Below are 16,965 nucleotides of genomic sequence, written 5' to 3'. Positions count from 1 at the left end.
ATTATGCTTATTCTTTAACCAGTTTAAAAGTGGCTACTGCACCGGTAGTTGTATCGGCTAATTTTAGCAGGTAAACCCCGCTGGCTACACCACTTAGATTTACAGAGCCAGTACCATTAGCAATGCTACCCGCAGTAACTTGCTGCCCCAATAAATTATAGACATTATAATTTGGGCTATAGCCCGATGGCACCGTAACGGTAAACACCCCTGCTGATGGATTTGGATATACTTGTATCTGGCTTGCCAAAACTGCCTGCCCTGCAGATAATGGCAACTCTATACGGAAAGGCACCTGCTCGCCACCGCCATAGTTACCGCCTACTTTTATAACAGTTCCGTCTTCGGTAACTAAAACATAACCACCCACCCCTTCGCCGCAGCATATACCATCGCCATACGTATCCTGTATGGTAAAAGTATAGCAGCCCGAAGCGGTTAGCTCAAATTCCTGCGAATAAGTTGTTGCCTCCTCATAAGTTCCGGCAGCCACGCTATAAAGCACAGTGTTATTTTGGTCTTTTAAAGACCAGCTAATTTCTTCTGGGTAATTATCTGCAACAACGCTTAAAATAACCAATTGCGAAGTATACGTAGGAGCGATCTCAAAACTTGCCGATATAGCATTATCTATAGGATTTTGGTCTTCGGTATTATTAGGATTAGTAACTGTAACCGCAACAGTATTATCTCCGGCAGTTCCCGTAGCCGATGGCAGCTCTACAAGGGCACTCTCATTGGGCTCAAGGTTGCCCTCCCACTCAATTACCTGTAGCACATCATTTAGCGTGTAGTTAACCTGCGCCGATGTAAGGTTTTGTGTGCCGTTATTAATAATACGTACTACAGGAGCAATAGTGCTAACACAGGCATCGTTGCCAATTTCGGCAAAAATTGTTTTGGCATCTATAGCATACACCAGTTGTGGCGGATACGCATCGGTAGTAAAAGCACCCGTATTTTGAGGGTCTAACCATTCTTTTAACCTTGCATCGGGAGTTATACCGGTATCCCAAGATACATTAAACCTGCCATAGCCGCTGCTTTGTGCACCTACGCTTAAACCATTACAAACCGGGTTACCGTAAATATACCATGCCTGGCCACGTACGCGCCCGTTATTATCGAACATTGGCGAACCCGATGAACCCGGCTGTAATCCGCCAATATCCCAGGCAGCAATATCCCAAACGGTGCCAAAAGGGGCTTCGCCATCATACATGGTGGGCGCATCATAATCGACACTTACTTTCATAATATCGCCCGCGGGATGGTGAACACCGTAGGAGAATTCAGGTATTGTAGTGGTTCTGTCCCACCCGGCCCATACAAGGCCCCAATCGTCCGGAAGGTTAGCCGTGATTTCAACCAATGTAAAATCGCTTTCTTCCCTCCTTGCTTTTAAAGTAGCCCCACTAACCGTTAAGTGGTAGTTAGGCGCATTACTTGTACTTGGCAAACCGGTAGCACATTGCGGGTTAGGATTTATCCAGTTGAACATAAAAGCCCATTCGGCGGGATCTGAATAGCAATGGTTGGCCGTTAAAAAGTACGGCGTACCATCGTTACTGGTGTTGTTAACCAACGAACCTGTACACCAGTTAGAGTTGCCCACAATTATTAAGGCAACCGATTTTTTACTGATCTCTTTTAAGCTGTTAATACCTTCTATATAACATTCAACATCGTAATTGCAATCGCCCGATGCGTTTATACCGCCCTCCGGGTCTATGGTTGTTGGCGGCATAGAACGGTAGCCGTGTATCACTTTAAATATCTCCAATTTGCCCTGGCCTGCCTGTGCGGCGGGCTCAAAATATTCTATCCAGATATCATCGCCTTTTACCAGCCATGTACCCAATACCCTTTCGGCATTGTTTTGTTTTTCATCATAAGCGCCCAATAAATCAGTATGCTCGTTATTATACAAATACAGTGTAGCACCTTTAGGCATGTAAAAATCTGTAAACAAAAAATTTAAAGTCTGCGCCCCTTTAGACTGGTAACGTATCCTCCAAATCTTGTCGCCATTAGGCAACGTTGTCCAGTTACCGCTGTTTGTAAGGTTATGGTCTACCAAAAGCTCATGCCCAAAACGATAAGGTTTATCCTGCCTGGCATCGTTTATTTTATCTTCTTCCTGTAATGCTTTCAGGTCAAAGCGTGGCATAACCTTAGCCTCCACATTTTCAAAGCCGTTAAGCCTCCAGCTGGCGGGTTCTCCCTGGTTAGAAACCTGTGCAAAACCTGCCGATAGTATAAAAAGCAGTAGTAGGGTAATTTTTGTTTTCATTCTGATATGTTTATTTTTACACGCACGCCCTTTTAAATTCTGTAAACATTTAACGTTACCGTAAATAATTTAAAGCCTATTTTGCAAATACGCCGCAACCTACTAAAAAAATATATAGAATTGAGTTTTACACAAATAAAAAAAGCGACATTTTACACATTATCAGCAAATAGTGAGGATAGCCAACCATCGCATACAATAATTATTTTATGGATTTTATAGTAAGTAAAAGCAATTAGTACCTTTGTAAAAAATTTACCCATGCATTTTATATCTGAAGAACTGGAAGACTATGCTGCCCTGCACAGCGAAAACGAACCGCAACTGCTGGAGGCACTAAACCGTGAAACCCACCAGAAAATCCTGCAGCCACGCATGTTAAGCGGGCATTTTCAGGGGCGCGTTTTAAGTATGATAGCCAAACTGGTTAACCCACAGCATATATTAGAAATTGGCACCTTTACAGGATATGCCACACTTTGCCTTGCCGAAGGCCTACGTGAAGGTGGTACTTTAGATACGGTTGATAATAACGAAGAGCTGGTAGATTTCCAGAAGAAATACTTTGACCAATCTGCATGGAAAGGCCTGATCTTTCAGCATCTGGGCAATGCATTGGAAATTATCCCTACGCTTAATAAAAAGTTTGACCTTGTTTTTATTGATGCCGATAAGGAAAATTATCCCAATTATTTTGAGATGGTGGTACCGCTTATGAATAAAGGCGGCATTATACTTAGCGATAATGTTTTGTGGAGCGGCAAAGTTTTAGAACCCGTAAAGCCGAACGATAAAAGCACTAAAATTTTACTGGAATACAACCGCATGGTTAAAGAAGACCCGCGGGTGGAAACCGTTTTGCTACCCATTCGTGACGGGCTCACTGTTAGTAGGATTATCTAACTCTTCCTGCTCTTGCGGGAAGAACCTATCCCTTAAATAAATATACAATTTAAGCACTAACCAGCCTGTAAATATACCGTATAAGTAGCCCATTAGTATATCACCGGGATAATGTAGCCCAAGGTAAATACGGCTATACGCAAATATTAAAGGCCACAGAAAAAAGAAGCCCATGTATTTTATATAAGGATGCATTACCCTGTATAAAAAGAAGGCCACCGCCATAGAGTTAGACGCGTGCCCAGATATAAAACTGAATGATTTTCGGCGTTGTACGGCTCTAATTAGATCGGCAATATCGGGGTTATTGCCCGGCCTAAGCCTTTGTATTCCGTTTTTAATAAGGTTGGTAGTCTGGTCTGTAAGCAATAATAAAACCGTTATCATGCCCACAACCAAAAGCGCATGGCGCCAGCCAAGCCTTTTAAAAGTAAGGTAAAAAATAATGGCAAAAATGGGTATCCAGCTTGTAAACTTTGTTATAAGTAACCAAAGGGGGTCAAAAGTCTCAGATCCAAGGGAATTTAAATATACAAAAACATCCCTGTCTATTTCTACCAGTTTTTCTAACATGCTCTTATTTAATACGTTTAATAGGGCCAGACATATCTTCTATGTCTTCTTTTACTTTATCGATCTCGCCATTAATAGTATTATGAATACCATCTGTATCAATGCCTGATCCAATCTCGGTAAACGATTTTTTAATACCCTCTACGTCTGCACTCTTATGTATTTCGCTTTTAATATCGTTAGTAGCATCTTTAAGCTGCTGCATGCCACGGCCAAGGCCACGTGCAATTTCAGGAATTTTATCGCTTCCAAAAAGCATTAGCACTACCAGGATGATAAAAAAGAATTCTCCTCCTCCTATTCCAAACATAACTTTGAATTTTAATATACAAATGTAACTATAATTACGTTTTTAATGCCCGCTTTGGATGTTGATTTAAGCACTTTTTAATCTTATTTAACGTAAATGATTACCATCAACGCTATTTACTTTGGCTTTTTAACCCAATCGCGATTCGTATTAAATACTGAAAACACGATTATTTTGTTTCCTGTAAACTGATAAATTATTAAAAAAGGGAATTTAGAAATTAAAGCCTCACGATAAGGGCTTCGCTTTATCTGATAATGTTCGGGATATTTTTTTATTCTCTCAAAATAAATTTCAAGCGAATCTAAAAATCGCTCTCCCAATCCGTTTTGCTGTTCTTCATAATAAAGGTAAGCTTCAGTAATTTCTAAATCAGCTGCTTTACGAATTTCAATATCAATCATTATTTCTTCGCATTTCTTGCGTTTTGCTTTACTTCTTCCCAGCTTAATGATTCTCCCTGTCCATGCTCATATTCTTCTCTGCGCTCATCTACCATCGCATAAAAAGCATCATTTTGCATACGATCGTCCTGTGCTTCTTCCAATATAGCACGCACTTTATTTAAAACTGTTTCTTTAGTAGTATGCAAAAGCATTTCTATCAATTCGAGTTTAGAAAGTTCTTTGTCCATGATACAATTGTTTAATAACTCAAAGATATAAATTAATACAAATACCTTTTAGCCACGCTTGGTATTTAACTAAAAGCGGCCGGGAGTTGTACCCGGCCGCTTTATTATTATATTATTTTTTAACCATTTTTTGAATGGTAACACCGGCCTCTGTTTGTGCCGCTACAAAGTATACACCTGTATTTAAACCACTAACATCTATATTATTAGATGCGTTGGTGTTCAATACTACTTTACCGGTAACATCTGTTATTGTAACTGCTTTTATTATTGCATTGCCCGAAAACTGCAGTAAGTTATCTACAGGGTTAGGTACAATAGCAAATGCAGCCCCTAAAGCAGGTTTATCTGTACTTAACAACTGACCAAAATACGACTCTAAACTACTTACAGTCTGGTCTAAGCTCATAGCAGGCACATTAATAGTGGTTGTTATGCTCCTAAATATTGGGCCTGTAGATACTGTAGTGGCATTGTAGTAGCTGTATATAGTTTGCACAACTGTGCCCGCCGGGAAACCAAGATAATTTAATGTAAGATTTTGAGTGGTTTTTATGCGAGATACCGGTGTGGCATTAGCAGCACCCTCGTTAACGGTAAGGGTTCCGTAAGCATCGAATGTAGAAACTCCTGTACCGGTAAAAGTACCTTCTATGCCCTGGGCTTCAAAGTCGCCGGCAACAGGACCTGTAACCGTGTCTTCAAAATCAAGTGGAAAATTACCTATTAAAGCGTTGGTAGTATTATAGTTTAATATAATGCTCGATGTTTCTGCTCCTGTAACCGATACAGCTCCTGTTAACGCCTGACCAAGATAATATTTGGTTACATTACCACCACCTGTATTTGGAAACGTAGCCGTTTCTACAATGGCAGAGGTGTTAGGAAACTCCTCAACCTGAGCAGCAGTTGGCACTTTTACTTTGGTTGTTGTTGTACCAATCGATGTAAGCTGGTTAAAATTCCACACCTGGTTAGCGCCCGCAGCAGCCTCATTAAGATTTACCGACGAAGTTACCAGCGAGTAAATATCTCCTTCTTCGGTGCCGGCCTGGTTAGAGCCTGTAAAATTGTAAAAAAATGTAATGGGCTCTTGTGCAAAAGCCGCAAAGGATAATAATAGTGTAGATAAAAGTAATTTTGATTTCATAAGGCAGATAGGTTTTTAAGTTGCTCAAAAATAGCAATAAACACTATACCTGCCTTACAAATAAGCGACAAAAATTAGCTAAACACCTAAATTTACGCCGCTTATACCTCAATTTAAAATTAAGTCTTTACTTATTTATTCTCAAACTTGTCGAATTTAGACTTTGCTGCCTCCTGTGGCCACACGTTGTTAGTAACATCAACGTCGGCAGTTTGCAGTTTAGGATCCAGTGTAATTTTTTTAACCGGCTTATCTGTAGCAAATACCCTAACAGCCGTCTGGTTGTTTTTTCTCCATATCTGTGCCGGGAAGGTGGTGGTTTGCGTAGTGCCGTCATCAAAAGTAAGCTCGGCAATAATAGGCATAAACATACCGCCCGGTTTATTAAAAGTAACTTCGTAAAAATATTTAGGCTGTTTTAATTTCGTCCTTTCTTCGGCAGTAAATTTTTCCTGAATGTAATCGTTAAGCAGTTTTACCTCTTTGGTATCCAAAGGTTTTGGGGCCGTTTTATTGGCATCGGGGCCGTTGGCAACCATGTACACAAACGGACCAGTTTCCTGCCCAAACCTGCCTTTTTTAACCGTAGCATCTTTTAAGTCTTTAGGCTGGGTATCGGTAACATAATATTGTTTAACATCGGCAATGCCCATATCTACATAATCGGTAGTATAAAACCATCCTCTCCAGAACCAGTCCAGGTCTACTGCCGAAGCATCTTCCATCGTCCTGAAAAAATCCTCTGGGGTTGGGTGCTTAAACTTCCATCGGTTGGCGTAAGTTTTAAAGGCATGGTCAAACAGCTCGTGCCCCATAACGGTTTCGCGCAACATGTTTAAACCAGTTGCCGGCTTGGCGTAGGCGTTAGAACCAAATTGGTGAATAGCCTCTGAATTGGTCATTATCGGTTCCAGAAACTTTTGCTCTCCTGCCATATACGGCACAATCTTGGCCGCAGGGCCACGGCGCGATGGGTAGTTAGGCATAAATTCCTGCTCGGTTAAATACTGTAAAAAAGTATTAAGGCCCTCATCCATCCAGGTCCACTGCCTTTCGTCGGAGTTTACGATCATTGGAAAAAAGTTGTGACCCACTTCGTGTATTACAACACTCATCATACCAAACTTTAACTGGTCGCTCATGTAGCCCTTTTCATCCGGCCTGCCGTAGTTCCAGCAGATCATTGGGTACTCCATGCCCTGGTCTGCCGCCGAAACCGATATGGCTTTAGGGTACGGATAATCAAACGTGTATTTAGAATAGGTTTTTAGCGTATGTGCTACTACTTTGGTAGATGTTTCGCCCCAATACGGGTTAGCCTCAGGCGGATATAGCGATATTGCCATTACCGATTTCTCTGAAAGCTTAACCGCCATAGCATCATATATAAACTTACGTGATGTAGAGAACCCAAAATCGCGCACATTGTTGGCCTTAAACTTCCATGTTTTCTTTTTATCTGAAAATGCTTTTTGCGAGGCCTCCGCTTCGGCCTGGGTTACAATAACCACGGGCTTATCATACGTTTTTGTAGCCAGTTCGTAGCGTTTATTCTGCTCGGCAGTCAGTACCTCTTTACGGTTTTGTAGTTCGCCCGTACCATCCATAATATGGTCGGCCGGCACGGTAATATTTACCTCGAAGTTACCAAACGGCAGGGCAAATTCGCCCGAACCCCAAAACTGCATGTTCTGCCAGCCCTCAACATCGTTATATACCGCCATACGTGGGTAAAATTGCGCCACAACGTACAGGTTGTTACCATCTTTATCAAAATGCTCGTAACCGCTACGGCCGCCAATAATCTGGTAGTTGTTAATATTATACCACCATTTTATAGAGAACGATATTTTTTCGCCATGCTTAAGCGGCTTAGGCAAATCGATACGCATCATGGTTTGGTTTACCGTGTATTTCATAGGGTTGCCCTTGGCATCTTTTACATACTCCAGTTTAAAGCCACCATCAAACTCCTGCTCCATATAGGTACGTGCAAAACCATCTGCCTTGTAGGCAGAATTCATCTTTTCGCTATCAATAAGGTTGCCGGGCGAGTTGGCTGCATGCTGGTTTTGGTCCAGCTGCACCCACAGGTAATCTAAACTTTCGGGCGCGTTATTATGGTAAGTAATAGTCTCTGTACCATACAGTTTTGTATTCTTATCGTCCAGCTCAATATCCATTTTATAATCGGCTTGTTGCTGGTAATAGGCAGGTCCGGGTGCCCCCGATGCCGTGCGGAACATATTGGGCGTAGCCAACAGATCGTACATCTGGCTAAACTTGTTATTATCTCCGTGGCCGGGTTCGGTGGCTTTTGGGGCAGGATTATCCTGCGCAACAGCCTGAAGGGCAGCAAGAACAGAAAGGGTGTACAGCGCTTTTTTCATAAGTATTAAAATTCTACGGTGCCCAATGGGTTATCGTTAGTAAGCAAGAGACTTTTTTTGGTGGTGCCCACTTTGGTATGGATAATGTTTTGCTGTTCGGCAAACATCTCAAAAAGCAGGGTATTGTTAACTTCTACAGAGGTTACTTTAGTTTCGGCAGGTATAGTAAAATAGCAGATAAGTACGTCATCTTCAGTCTCCCGACCTAAGAATTTGAGCGTTTTTGCCGTGCCGTTTATCTTTATATGTATTTTCTCTGCAAAGTATTTTGTAAGGATGTCTTTGGCTTCCGCCGACTCTTTTGGTGTGGCCAGGTACAGTTTTTTGCTGTACTTTTTATTGAGGCCGTTTTCCAGGTCGTCTATAAAAATGCGGGCGGTTATTTGCATTTCTTTCTTAGCCGGCACATATTCCATCTGAAAAACAGACACATAGAACTTGTGCGCAGCCGCAGCCGTTAGCGTTACCGCCAATATTAAAAGAACTAAATACGCACCGGCCTTTTTCATAGTTCGCTAAAATACAAAGTTTAGCCGAATATCCAAATACAAGACGCATAGCAATGCGTGTCTAACTACTACCCGTGTATCGCCTCCGATTTACCGTAACTCTGGATAAGCTCGCCTTCGTACTCCAGCCATTCTGCCCAACGCTTGTCTACATCAACATCTATCGTATACTTTCGGGCGAAGCCTAAAAATGTGGTATAGTGTGTAGCTTCAGATACCATAAGGTCGTAATAAAACTTGGCCAGGTCTTTGTCGGCTATGTTTTGGTACAGTACCCTAAAACGCTCGCAGCTCCTGGCCTCTATCATGGCCGAAAACAGTAACCTGTCTATAAATGAGGTATTTCGGCTGCCGTCCTTCTTGGCGAACTTCATCAGCTGGCCCACGTAATCGTCCTTCCTTTCCCTGCCCAGGGTATAACCGCGCTGACTGATAATGGCCAATACCTGCTCAAAGTGCTGCATTTCTTCAATGGCAATTTCGGCCAGTTTCTGGATCAAGTCCAGGTGCTCTGAATTGTTAACTATCAGATACATAACATTAGCCGCCGCCTTTTGCTCGCACCAGGCATGGTCTGTAAGTATTTCTTCCAGGTTAGATTCGGCAATATTAGCCCATCGGGGGTCGGTTAAAAGTTTCAGTCCAAGCATAAAATTAAATTATAAGGTCAAAAATACATAATTATAGGGTGTGGGCATCAGGGTAACGTAAATATCACACTTCGGCAAGCTGAGCATGATACTATTTCTACAACCTCGTTCCCAGTTCTTTAATAACTGCAACAAAGTTGTTTACAACTGTTTCGTGCTGAGCAGATTCGCCGTTTTTGCACACCCACTTACCGGCTACAATGGTGCCTGCCATATCGCTAACATCGGCTGAATATACAAACGTATTGCACAGATTACGAAGGCTTGCCGTAGCAATAAGCGGCGACGTTGCCTTAATAACGGCAGCGTCAAACGGCTGGCCCACAGCAAAAAAGCTTTGGTGTGGCGCGCCCATAGCCTTACGGCCCGACTGCCATGCCATTTTTATGGCATTAAAACCGCTTTCGCCCTGATTGGGAGTAACATAGGTGGTGCGCTTGTGCGAAATGAGACGTTGCCCATAATCCAGTAACCGTAACTCTTCCAATGGGTTAAGCCCTACATGGCTATCGGTGCCGATGCTCCAGTTACCGCCCTGACCCTTATAGTCTTCGAACCTAAACAAACCATCGCCAAGGTTACCCTCGGTGCTTGGGCACAGCACCACATTGGCGCCGCTTTTGGCAACACCCGCTACTTCGCTGTTGTCCAAATGGGTAGCATGCACTAAATGGTAATTTTGGTCGACATTACAGTTATCTAAAAGCCACTGTACCGGGCGTTTACCATGAAAGGCCAGGCAGTCTTCTATCTCCTTAAGTTGTTCAGATACATGTATATGGAACGGCATCGTGCCATCGAAAGCATTGCAAAGCGCAACAACATCCTGCGGTTTAACCGCCCTAAGCGAGTGGATACCTATGCCTATATTAGCGCTATCATAGTGCTTTGTGGCTGCTGCGCTGCTTTCCAACAGCTTGTAATATTCTTCTATCGTATTGGATATGAATCGTTTCTGACGCTCTACCGGCTCCTGGCCGAAGCCCCCCTGTTGGTAAAACATGGGCACCAGCGTTATCCTGATGCCTGCTTTTTGGGCTGCGGCAATCAGGCGTGCACCCATTTCGGCAAGGTTGGCATAGGGTTTACCGTCTTTATCGTGGTGCAGGTAATGAAATTCGGCTACAGCCGTATATCCGTGGCGCGCCATTTCGCTGTAAAGCATAGTAGCCACAGCCTCTAACTGACTGGGCGACAAGGTTAATGCCAAGCCATACATGGCGTTGCGCCAGCTCCAGAAATCGTCCTGAACGGCGGTATCCACATGCAGTTCGGCAAGGCCGGCCATGGCATACTGAAACGCGTGCGAATGCGCATTCTGGAACCCCGGCAAAGCGTATCCATTTACAAATTCACCCTCTAATATTTCACTTTCGGACATTGAGATTACGTTTCCGAGCGCATCTAATTTTACAACGGCATTTTTAATCCAGCCCTCTTCGGTCAGCAAGCCTTTAAAAGTATATGTAGCTGCCATTTTATTGCAGTGTTTTTATAAGTTGGGTAAACATATCGGCCAGCACCCCGCGCATTGCCGTTGCATTGGCATCGTCATACTTAGTTTCGGTAGCATCCATATAATTGGTCTTGGCCATTTCGAGCTGCAGGGCATGTACGTTTTTTTTAGGCTTGCCAAAATAGCGCGTAATGTGCCCGCCCTTAAACGGGTGGTTATGCTCGGCCTCATAGCCGCTGTTTTGCAACACCTGCCAGGCCGTATTGATAATCTCGGCCGACGCCGATGTACCATCGTTATCGCCCAGTATAAGCTGCGGAAACGGCTCTGGCCTGATGCCCGGCACCACCCTGCGGATAGAATGCGCATCAAACAACAGGGCCACACCAAACTGGCTAACCGTTTGTTCTATAAGCTCTTCTATTTTTTCGTGATACGGAAGGTAGTATTTGTGTACCCTTTCGGCAATTTCGCTTGCATCGGGTTCGCCGGTAACGTATAATGGGTCGCCGTTAAAGTTAGTAAGCGGCACAAGCCCGGTAATAACGCGCCCATCGGTATAGAGGGGTTTGCTCTCGGGGTCGCGGTTAAGGTCGATTACCCAGCGGCAGTAATTTGCTTTTATAAGGGTAATGCCCATTTGCGGGGCAAAATCGTACAGGCGGTCTATAAACCAGTCGGCATCATCGGGGGTTTGCGCCATTTGCGGCGTAAGCCGCGAGGCTATTTCCTGCGGAAAATAGGTGCCCGAATGCGGCGAGCTTATTATTATAGGCACTTTAGGTGCTGTAGGTTCTGTAATATGGTATATATCCATAACGGGGTTGGTTTTGTAGCTGTAAAAAACAAAGGTATAAAATGTTATTGGGATTTGTAATGTAGTACGCTACGGTAGTAGGCCTCACCCCCAACCCCTCTCCAAAGGAAAAGGTTGGGGTGAGGCCAGTATATTATATAAATGTATGATGATATGCTACATCGAAAAACCACCACGGCTTTCAGCCACCCCTCCAAAAGAGCTATCGTGTGGACCCATCTTTTTTAATTTTACCACAAAGCCAGGGCAAATACTTAAACACAAGGTTCACAAAGATTTATTTATACTCCATCAGTACACCACGGACAAGTTTGTTATCTGCAAAGAACACAAGGCTTTATGGATATTGATACAGTTTTTAATGGCCCCAGCCTTGTGTTCTTCCACATTTAGATGGTTGTCTTAGCGGGCTTTGTGCTTTAAGGAGTAAGTATTGCTTTGTGTCTTCTTGGTAAAACATAAAGCATTATGTTTTAAATAAAAATATGTATCCACACGATAGTCCAACAGATGGGAATGCCACGATTGCCAATTTCAGGGTAAGACAGTTGAGTAAATTCCCCCTCTCTTTTGGAGAGGGGTTGGGGTGAGGACAAATGAGGAATAGTACTTAAATGTATGATGATAGTCAAAAAATAAATGCCGCGCTTCGACAAGCTCAGCATGACATTTACTTTATCCGTGATGACTACTTACTTCCTCCCCTTTAAATACTCCTCAGATTTTGTAACAAGGTAATCGGTAAGTTCAAATTCTTTTTTAGGCTCCAATAGGGCTTTAGAGGCTTCTCCGGTATCGCTAAAATTAAGGAAGAGGGCAATTTCGTTAGCCGGAATCTTTAGGGCTTCGGTAAAAAAGTTATAGGTAAACCGCTCTTTAACGGCTTCGGCAAAAGTTTTTTGCGCCTCGGCAGAATATACCTCACCGCGGTCTTTTTTGGTTTTCTTGTCTTTTTTAATGTACAGCCTGTAAATACGGGCAAAGTCTACACCCCGAAGCGGATGCATTTGTGCCGGCAAAGCCCCGTTAACAACCTCGTCTACCTTATACTCTATGGGCTTAAACTTCATTTCGGTATAAGTGTCTTTAAGGTCTACCCCATCAATGCCCGATGTTATGGTGTTGGTTTTGGTGTTTTTACTTACCGTACCCAGGTCGCCTATCATTCGGGTGGGCAAAATTATTACCTCATCCAGCACCGTAACATTTACGTTGAGCTTTATAACGAGCTGCCTCTGGCTAAAATCGCTTTCTTTAAGTACAATTTTTACAGGATGGATGTTTACGCTCGAAAATGTAAGGGTATCATTAGCACGGGCATAGATGGTAAAAAGGCCTTTTTCATCAGTCACCGCACCAATGTGCGAGCTTATGTTGTTTACATTAAGGCTTTCTACAGCGAGCGAATCGGCTATTACCTTGCCGTTTAGTATTTGACGCGGACTTACCTTTTGCGCAAACGCAGCCACCGGCAGTACTAACAGCATTACCAACAGCAGTGTTTTATAAGCCTTCATGTTATTGTTTGGTTTTAAGGTATTGTTCGCTTTTGGTGCTTAGATAGCTTATAAGCTGAAACTCGTTATTAGGATTTAGCAGGTAGCGAACGCTCTCGCCTTCATCGCAATACGCCAGGAATAAAGTTATGTCTTCTTTTCTAATTTTAAGGCTTTCCACAAAATATTTATCGCTGTAAAGCTCGCGCACGGCAACGGCAAAAACCTTATCGGTTATAAATACCTGCTTGGGAGGTGTTACGCGTTTAGGAGGCCCGGATACCATACGGCCAATGGCCAGAAAGTCCATACCCCGGCCGTTACCGGCTACGCTTTTTATATACAGGTCTTTATTTATTTGGTGCACATCAAATTTTTCGGCAGGGGTTTCTACAATTCTTGCATGTTTACTATCATAAGCAAGGTTGCCGGTAAGGCCGCTAACAACCACCTCGTCCAGCATGGTAATGTTGCCCACTAAGCGAATAACAATTAGTCCTTCCTTAAAATTTTCGTTGGTAACTTTTACTACGGCATCAGAAAACGAAATTCCCGATACCCTGAGCGTATCGCCCACACGGGTATTGATACGGAATTTTCCGTCGGCATCTGACACGACTGATGCTGATGACGACAGGTTTTTGATGCTAACATACTCCACCTTCATGGTATCGGATATTACACGCCCGTTAAGCAGTTCTCTTTGTTGCGCAAAGATGGTTAACGGCAATAAAAGTAACAGGTAAAGTAGTTTAGTCTTCATTTGCAGAGGGTATATGGCCGCCGGTTAGCGTATTATTTATTGCACCACCTTCTATTAAAAGGTCTACATACATTGGGGCAAGGCGCAATATGTGTAGCCTGCTCAGCTCGTTATTGTTAGAGCGCAGTGCATCGCGGCATTCGGCATCATCAACGGCATAATACACAAAGCCTTTTATATATTCCTGTGGGATGTTAAACTGCGCTGCAATTTCCTGGTCAGTATATAGTCCGTTAAATTCGGCAATGGCAAACTCTTTACGCTCAGTTTCCAGAGCTTTCTTAAGCATTTTTATGCGGCCGGAAATAGCATTTATAATACCATCTAACGATACCGTAAAGCCAAGCCCAACGCCTACCTCTCCGCCTGCGGCGTATAGCCTGCGTTCGGCCACCGTTCTGCGTAGTTGATTTTTTGGCACAAGGCCGAGTGATTCTGATGTAATAGTCTGCTCTATAACCACTTCTTTTAGTTCGTACGACCTGGGGTTTACCGCCATTACAAACGGCACCTCTTTAAACGTAAATGCATTAACCGAAAATTCGCGAACATCAATACGGTCGCTGTACACTACAAGGGCATCGCCCAGTTTAACAGGTAGTGTAAAATTGCCTTTAGCATCGGTCTTTACCTCTTCGCCCGTATTTTTATTGATAACAAACACCCCATTAGCCACTGCATTGCCTGCCACCACATGCCCCTGTAGCGGCTTGCGGTCCTGGCACCAGGCCGATAATGTGGCCAGCAGCAATAGTAATAAGGTAATTGTTTTATTCATCTTCCTTTATTATAGCAATGTATTTAAGGGCAAGGTTAGCTATGGTAAGTTTTGCTAAATGATTGTTCTTGGCTTTTAAGGCCGCAACATAACCGGGGTCTTCTGCCGCATAAAAAATAAAGCCCTGCACATACTCCTGTGGTATTTGCAGTTCGTCTTTAATTTCCTGCTCGGTATACAAACCGTTTATATTATCTATAGCAAACTCCTTACGCTCTGTAGTTAACGCCTTTTTAAGCATTTTGGTACGTCCGCTAATGGCATTTATAATAGCATCTGTAGGGATGCCAATGCCGGGCATGTAGCCCAAAAAGAAATCGGGCTTAAACTCCGATGCTGTTTTAAGCCGCCTTTCGGCCGGAGTGTAGCGCTTTTGGTTTTTAGGCACCAGCCCTAACGATTCTGATGTTACGCCCACATCGTTAATAACCACCTCGTCCAATTCGTAAGCCGTGATTTTAACAGCCATAACATAGGGGCTATCCGTAAAGGCAATAGGGTTTATTATAAAATCGCGCACCTCGGTGCGGTTGCTGTAAACAGTAAGCACATCGCCCACTTTGGCATTAAGGGTAAAATTGCCCTTATCATCGGTCTTAGTCTCAGTGCCTGCTTTTTTATTAATTACAAACACATTGGCAACAGCATCGGTACCTGCAACAACACGCCCCAATAGCGGCTTGCGCTCCTGGGCCATAAGCGGTAAGGTAATGCACAGCAAAAGGTATAATAGTTTATTCATCTTCTTCGCTAAGTGCTAAATAGTCTAATGCAAGGGCACTAATACGCGCCCTGATACGATCGTTATTGTTGGCTGCAAAAGCCGACTTAAATTCGGCATCCTCAACCGCATAAAATATAAACCCCTGTACGTAGTCTTCGGGTATTTTAAGGTCTTCTATAATTTCTTTTTCGGTATACAGGCTGTTAATCTTGTTAATACCGGCCTCGTTTTTCTCTGTCACCATTGCCTGTTTAAGCATCTTTTTACGGCCGCTAAAAACATTGGCAATAACATCGGTAGGGATGCCCACCCCGCCGGTGCCCGTTAAACCCGTAGAAGGTTTAATGCTATTGGCCTGTTTGGCGCGCCTTTCGGCAACGGTATATCTGGGCTGGCCGTCCTTTACCAAATTAAGCGATTCGGTTGTAACCGATTTCTCATCTATAACCACCTCTTTAAGCTCGTAGGCTGTTACTTTAACTGCCACCACATAGGGCTGGTCTTTAAACGATTGCTGGTTTACAATAAAATCGTGCACCACGGTGCGCTTGCTGTAAACAGTAAGCACATCGCCTGCTTTGGCATCCAGGCTAAAAGTACCGGTAGCATCGGTTTTAACCTCTACAGCGGTAGCTTTGTTAATTACAAATACGCCACTAACAGGCAAAAAGCTGTTATCAGTTTCCACCACGCGGCCTAAAAGGGGTTTGCGCTCCTGCGCGATGATGGGGAGTGTAATAAATAGAAGTAGTATAAGGACGGCTAATTTTTTCATTCTTGTTGCTTTAAAGACACGTATTTGTTTGCTAAATCTATCATCAATAACCTTACCAACGATTGATTATCGGCGCGGGTGGCAGCAGCAACCGCCGGATTTTCTATAGCATAGTATACAAAACCCTGCACATGCTCTTTGGGCACCTTAAGCCCGTTTATAATTTCGTCTTCGGTGTAAAGGCCATCAATATAGTCTGATGCGGTTTCTTTTTTCTCGGTAGCAATACCCTCTTTCATACGTTTAGTACGGCCATTAATAGCATTAAGAACCGGATCAAAAGGCATCGATCCGCCTAAAATATGCAGCAGGTCAATCCATTTAAAATCGCCTGCGGTATATAACTTTTTTTCGGCCGGGGTATATTTACGCTGATTTTTAGGCACAATATTAAGCGATTCTGCCGTAATAGCGCTGGCCGTAACAGTAACCTCTTCCAATTCATACGGCTTATAGTTTACTGACAGTACATACGGGTTGTCTAAAAAACAAGCCTCGCTAATGGCAAATTCCCTAACCTCTAATGTATTGCTATACACTACAATTTTATCTCCCGCCTTTGCAGAAATAATAAAATTACCGGTACTGTTGGTTGTAACTTCTGCACCCAGTGTTTTATTAATAACAAAAACATTACTTATCCCGGCTGTGCCATTAACCACGCGGCCGTTAAGAGGTTTGCGCTCCTGGCTAAAACCCACTGTGGTAATAAATAAAAGCAGGTAAAGCAGTTTAGCCATAATT

General features: G+C 43.3%; 18 protein-coding genes. 1 reads left to right on the top strand and 17 read right to left on the bottom strand.

Going from position 1 to position 16,965, the window contains the following annotated elements:
- Window positions 1-7 precede the first annotated feature (7 nt).
- On the bottom strand, window positions 8-2,293 hold the full coding sequence (locus tag G509_RS0109460; protein ID WP_035738803.1) for a T9SS type A sorting domain-containing protein: 2,286 nt from the start codon (window positions 2,291-2,293) through the stop codon (window positions 8-10).
- Between the two features lie 261 nt (window positions 2,294-2,554).
- On the opposite strand from G509_RS0109460, the gene G509_RS0109455 reads away from it, so the two are divergent.
- Window positions 2,555-3,196, top strand: a complete 642-nt coding sequence (locus tag G509_RS0109455) for an O-methyltransferase (protein WP_026991305.1) — start codon at window positions 2,555-2,557, stop codon at window positions 3,194-3,196.
- Here G509_RS0109455 and G509_RS0109450 read toward each other — a convergent pair.
- The 16 genes from G509_RS0109450 to G509_RS0109375 form a co-directional block, all read right to left on the bottom strand.
- On the bottom strand, window positions 3,155-3,769 hold the full coding sequence (locus tag G509_RS0109450; RefSeq protein WP_026991304.1) for a phosphatase PAP2 family protein: 615 nt from the start codon (window positions 3,767-3,769) through the stop codon (window positions 3,155-3,157). The two genes, G509_RS0109455 and G509_RS0109450, sit on opposite strands and share 42 nt — an antisense overlap.
- 4 nt (window positions 3,770-3,773) lie before the next feature.
- Window positions 3,774-4,079, bottom strand: coding sequence for a Sec-independent protein translocase subunit TatA/TatB (locus tag G509_RS0109445; RefSeq protein ID WP_026991303.1), 306 nt, complete (start codon window positions 4,077-4,079; stop codon window positions 3,774-3,776).
- A 116-nt stretch (window positions 4,080-4,195) separates the two neighbouring features.
- The gene (locus G509_RS0109440) at window positions 4,196-4,483 is read right to left on the bottom strand and encodes a type II toxin-antitoxin system RelE/ParE family toxin (protein WP_051200095.1); all 288 of its coding nucleotides are present in this window, start codon (window positions 4,481-4,483) and stop codon (window positions 4,196-4,198) included.
- On the bottom strand, window positions 4,483-4,713 hold the full coding sequence (locus G509_RS21795; RefSeq protein ID WP_035738802.1) for a hypothetical protein: 231 nt from the start codon (window positions 4,711-4,713) through the stop codon (window positions 4,483-4,485). The genes G509_RS0109440 and G509_RS21795 overlap by 1 nt, the downstream gene beginning before the upstream one ends.
- Before the next feature lie 112 nt (window positions 4,714-4,825).
- Window positions 4,826-5,863, bottom strand: coding sequence for a T9SS type A sorting domain-containing protein (locus G509_RS0109430; RefSeq protein WP_026991301.1), 1,038 nt, complete (start codon window positions 5,861-5,863; stop codon window positions 4,826-4,828).
- Between the two features lie 131 nt (window positions 5,864-5,994).
- Window positions 5,995-8,253: a M1 family metallopeptidase gene (locus tag G509_RS0109425; protein WP_026991300.1), complete on the bottom strand. Its 2,259-nt coding sequence runs from the start codon at window positions 8,251-8,253 to the stop codon at window positions 5,995-5,997.
- A 5-nt stretch (window positions 8,254-8,258) separates the two neighbouring features.
- On the bottom strand, window positions 8,259-8,762 hold the full coding sequence (locus G509_RS0109420) for a DUF6702 family protein (protein ID WP_026991299.1): 504 nt from the start codon (window positions 8,760-8,762) through the stop codon (window positions 8,259-8,261).
- Window positions 8,763-8,830: 68 nt separating this feature from the next.
- Window positions 8,831-9,412 (bottom strand): MiaE family protein, encoded by a 582-nt coding sequence (locus tag G509_RS0109415; RefSeq protein ID WP_026991298.1) that lies wholly within the window; start codon window positions 9,410-9,412, stop codon window positions 8,831-8,833.
- Between the two features lie 97 nt (window positions 9,413-9,509).
- On the bottom strand, window positions 9,510-10,889 hold the full coding sequence (gene hutF / locus G509_RS0109410; RefSeq protein ID WP_026991297.1) for a formimidoylglutamate deiminase: 1,380 nt from the start codon (window positions 10,887-10,889) through the stop codon (window positions 9,510-9,512).
- 1 nt (window position 10,890) lies between these two features.
- The gene (locus G509_RS0109405; protein WP_035738799.1) at window positions 10,891-11,685 is read right to left on the bottom strand and encodes an N-formylglutamate amidohydrolase; all 795 of its coding nucleotides are present in this window, start codon (window positions 11,683-11,685) and stop codon (window positions 10,891-10,893) included.
- A 692-nt stretch (window positions 11,686-12,377) separates the two neighbouring features.
- Window positions 12,378-13,202, bottom strand: coding sequence for a hypothetical protein (locus tag G509_RS0109400; protein WP_026991295.1), 825 nt, complete (start codon window positions 13,200-13,202; stop codon window positions 12,378-12,380).
- A gap of 1 nt (window position 13,203) precedes the next feature.
- Window positions 13,204-13,944, bottom strand: coding sequence for a carboxypeptidase-like regulatory domain-containing protein (locus G509_RS0109395; protein WP_026991294.1), 741 nt, complete (start codon window positions 13,942-13,944; stop codon window positions 13,204-13,206).
- Window positions 13,934-14,722 carry a hypothetical protein gene (locus G509_RS0109390; protein WP_026991293.1) on the bottom strand — a complete coding sequence of 263 codons (789 nt, stop codon included), beginning with the start codon at window positions 14,720-14,722 and terminating at the stop codon, window positions 13,934-13,936. Before G509_RS0109390 ends, G509_RS0109395 begins: the two co-directional genes overlap by 11 nt.
- Window positions 14,715-15,464, bottom strand: a complete 750-nt coding sequence (locus tag G509_RS0109385) for a hypothetical protein (protein WP_026991292.1) — start codon at window positions 15,462-15,464, stop codon at window positions 14,715-14,717. Before G509_RS0109385 ends, G509_RS0109390 begins: the two co-directional genes overlap by 8 nt.
- On the bottom strand, window positions 15,457-16,221 hold the full coding sequence (locus G509_RS22835) for a hypothetical protein (protein ID WP_051200092.1): 765 nt from the start codon (window positions 16,219-16,221) through the stop codon (window positions 15,457-15,459). Before G509_RS22835 ends, G509_RS0109385 begins: the two co-directional genes overlap by 8 nt.
- A complete protein-coding gene (locus G509_RS0109375; protein ID WP_026991291.1) occupies window positions 16,218-16,961 on the bottom strand; it encodes a hypothetical protein in 744 nt (247 codons plus the stop codon). The genes G509_RS22835 and G509_RS0109375 overlap by 4 nt, the downstream gene beginning before the upstream one ends.
- Between the last annotated feature and the right edge of the window lie 4 nt (window positions 16,962-16,965).

The organism is Flavobacterium subsaxonicum WB 4.1-42 = DSM 21790 (assembly GCF_000422725.1).
Classification (GTDB): Bacteria; Bacteroidota; Bacteroidia; order Flavobacteriales; family Flavobacteriaceae; genus Flavobacterium; species Flavobacterium subsaxonicum.
The sequence above is the reverse complement of the archived record's forward strand: the minus strand, read 5'-3'. Positions and strand labels throughout refer to the sequence as shown.

Excerpts from the sequence above, each read along its gene's own strand:
- G509_RS0109460 (WP_035738803.1), bottom strand. The coding sequence starts at position 2,293 with ATGAAAACAAAAATTACCCTACTACTGCTTTTTATACTATCGGCAGGT.
- G509_RS0109455 (WP_026991305.1), top strand. The coding sequence starts at position 2,555 with ATGCATTTTATATCTGAAGAACTGGAAGACTATGCTGCCCTGCACAGC.
- G509_RS0109450 (WP_026991304.1), bottom strand. The coding sequence starts at position 3,769 with ATGTTAGAAAAACTGGTAGAAATAGACAGGGATGTTTTTGTATATTTA.
- G509_RS0109445 (WP_026991303.1), bottom strand. The coding sequence starts at position 4,079 with ATGTTTGGAATAGGAGGAGGAGAATTCTTTTTTATCATCCTGGTAGTG.
- G509_RS0109440 (WP_051200095.1), bottom strand. The coding sequence starts at position 4,483 with ATGATTGATATTGAAATTCGTAAAGCAGCTGATTTAGAAATTACTGAA.
- G509_RS21795 (WP_035738802.1), bottom strand. The coding sequence starts at position 4,713 with ATGGACAAAGAACTTTCTAAACTCGAATTGATAGAAATGCTTTTGCAT.
- G509_RS0109430 (WP_026991301.1), bottom strand. The coding sequence starts at position 5,863 with ATGAAATCAAAATTACTTTTATCTACACTATTATTATCCTTTGCGGCT.
- G509_RS0109425 (WP_026991300.1), bottom strand. The coding sequence starts at position 8,253 with ATGAAAAAAGCGCTGTACACCCTTTCTGTTCTTGCTGCCCTTCAGGCT.
- G509_RS0109420 (WP_026991299.1), bottom strand. The coding sequence starts at position 8,762 with ATGAAAAAGGCCGGTGCGTATTTAGTTCTTTTAATATTGGCGGTAACG.
- G509_RS0109415 (WP_026991298.1), bottom strand. The coding sequence starts at position 9,412 with ATGCTTGGACTGAAACTTTTAACCGACCCCCGATGGGCTAATATTGCC.
- hutF (WP_026991297.1), bottom strand. The coding sequence starts at position 10,889 with ATGGCAGCTACATATACTTTTAAAGGCTTGCTGACCGAAGAGGGCTGG.
- G509_RS0109405 (WP_035738799.1), bottom strand. The coding sequence starts at position 11,685 with ATGGATATATACCATATTACAGAACCTACAGCACCTAAAGTGCCTATA.
- G509_RS0109400 (WP_026991295.1), bottom strand. The coding sequence starts at position 13,202 with ATGAAGGCTTATAAAACACTGCTGTTGGTAATGCTGTTAGTACTGCCG.
- G509_RS0109395 (WP_026991294.1), bottom strand. The coding sequence starts at position 13,944 with ATGAAGACTAAACTACTTTACCTGTTACTTTTATTGCCGTTAACCATC.
- G509_RS0109390 (WP_026991293.1), bottom strand. The coding sequence starts at position 14,722 with ATGAATAAAACAATTACCTTATTACTATTGCTGCTGGCCACATTATCG.
- G509_RS0109385 (WP_026991292.1), bottom strand. The coding sequence starts at position 15,464 with ATGAATAAACTATTATACCTTTTGCTGTGCATTACCTTACCGCTTATG.
- G509_RS22835 (WP_051200092.1), bottom strand. The coding sequence starts at position 16,221 with ATGAAAAAATTAGCCGTCCTTATACTACTTCTATTTATTACACTCCCC.
- G509_RS0109375 (WP_026991291.1), bottom strand. The coding sequence starts at position 16,961 with ATGGCTAAACTGCTTTACCTGCTTTTATTTATTACCACAGTGGGTTTT.